Raw genomic sequence first — 2,065 nt, forward strand, 5'->3', positions numbered from 1 at the left:
GTGAGTCTTGGACCCAGACCTGGTCAACTGGTGCATCCCGAACGGTTGTGAATGCACTGGTCGCCCGCGTTCGCGCCGCGTCCGGCGACACGGATCGTGTCCGTGGTCCGGGGATGCGGGGGCGGGTTTCCTCACGCCCGCGGGTTCTGTGTCCGGCCTGGGCGGTCCGATGCCCCACACGATCGCTCTGGTGGTGTGAGGGCGGTGCCGTCCGTCGCCGGACGCGGAACCCGAGAGCGCGTCGTCCGATCGCGACGCCAGCGGCGTCGTGGCGGGTGGTCTTGCGGTTCTTGCTGCTGAGGGGCTTCTGCCAGTGCTCGGCGCCCCAACGGGAGGTGTAGGCGGGGTCGACGACGACGATGCTGATGCCGAGTTCGGCGGCCATGGACACCAGCCGTGCCCGCAGTTTGGCGACGGGCATGCCGGAGATCAGCTTGCGGAACCGCTTCCTGCGGCCGTGTTTCTCCCGCGTCTTGTCCGCGCCGAAGTCCAGGTCCTCGATCGCGATGGAGACGTTTTCGCGTCGTGCCCAGTGAAGGAGGCAGGTGAGGGCGTGCCTCACCTGGGCGTCCCGGTAGGTGGCCGACCCATCGAGGTCATAGAAGAATCGGCGGGGCTCACCCGTCGGGTTGCCGTGTACATCCAGACGCCACGCTGCGAAGTGGTCGGCGTTGGTGTCCACACCGATGAGCCCGTTCGCCCTGGCTACGGCCAGGGGAACAGTCTGAACCGGGGGGATCATCCACGCCGCGGTGAGGTACCAGCGGCCCCGGTCCACGTCCAGGTGGATGCGGTAGGCGACAGCACGGTTCGCCGATACGCGGTCGGCCCACTCCTGGCCGCGGTGCCGGAAGCCGATCCGGCCGTCGAGCACATACCGGCCGCGCGGGGCGTTGGCCAGGTGAGCCAGCGGAGCCGGGAGCTTGATGCCGACCTCGCCGTCGGAGCTGACGCGGATGGTTTCGTTCCCAAAACGCTTCCCCGACTCCCCGTCTGCCTGGAGGAACCAGCGTTCGGCATCCCAGCGCGCGCCACACTCGTACTCGGTGAGCTGGGCAGCTTCCAGACTGTGCCGGTTGCGAGCCAGTCGCTTCCCGCCCCGCACCACGTGCACGACACCGGCCTCACGGTCGGACCGCTCGCGTTCCAGCCGGTCTTCCAGCACATGCAGGCGCCGGGTCTTTTGGAAGTACTCCTGCTGTGTGCGGTAGCCGCCCGGCGTCCGCTTCGTGCCCTTCTCCCCGACCGGCTGGGACAGGCGGTGCGCGATCGTGCGCACCCCGGCCTCAAGGTTGTGTATGTGGGCGAGCTGGGCACGGCGTGAGAGGCCCCACTGGTCATGGGTGGCCTTCGTGATACTCCCGGCCCAGCGGGAGGACGACTCCTCGGTCAGGGCCCGCTTGCGCTGGGCCCACTGGTCGCTGTCGTGATCGGTACCCGCCCGGCAACGGGCCTTGAGGTCGGTGGAAGCCAGCGAACCCAGGTGTGCGCCCACCAGCGGCAGCACCTCACAGTCCCGCTGGGACATGCCCTTGATGCTGGTGCGGATCGCCACCCCCGACGGGCCCAGCGCAACGAACGGCGCCTGGATCGTGCGCAGTGTGGAGTCAGCCATGCTCGGCGGCCTCCAAAGCCTTGCGGGCACGGTTCTTCGCCGACCGGCGACCGTACAGGCGAGCACACAACGAGGTCAGCACCTCCACCATGTCGCGCACCAAGTCGTCTTCGACCTCGCCGTCATCAAGGACCACGAGGCGGCGCCCATGTGCGAAGAGGGCGGCTTCGACAAGTTCGGTGTTCATCCGGCCCAGCCGGTCCTTATGCTCGACCACCACCGTGGTCACATCCGGATCGGTCAGCAGCCGCTTGGCTTTGGGGCGGCCACCGTTCATACCGGATGCGATCTCCGCCTCCACGCGCACCACCCGGTGGCCGGCCTGCGCCGCCCACTGGGACAGCCGGGCGACCTGCCGCTCCAGGTCGGTCTTCTGGTCATGGGAGGAGACACGGGCATACAGGCCCAGCCCGCCGATCGCCTCGGGCACGGCGTTGACCCCAACATTCA

Annotated in this window: 2 protein-coding genes; both read right to left on the reverse strand. The window is 68.6% G+C overall.

Annotated features, from left to right (window positions below; genetic code table 11):
* A partial coding sequence (locus ASC60_RS38405; protein WP_055558346.1) for an IS200/IS605 family accessory protein TnpB-related protein occupies positions 1-1,615 on the reverse strand: 1,615 nt, incomplete at its 3' end.
* Positions 1,608-2,065, reverse strand: a 458-nt coding sequence (locus ASC60_RS38410; RefSeq protein ID WP_055558347.1) for an IS607 family transposase, incomplete at its 5' end; no start/stop codon positions are given. The genes ASC60_RS38410 and ASC60_RS38405, both read right to left, overlap by 8 nt.

It is taken from the genome of Streptomyces sp. NBRC 110028 (assembly GCF_001417735.1).
Lineage (GTDB): Bacteria > Actinomycetota > Actinomycetes > Streptomycetales > Streptomycetaceae > Streptomyces.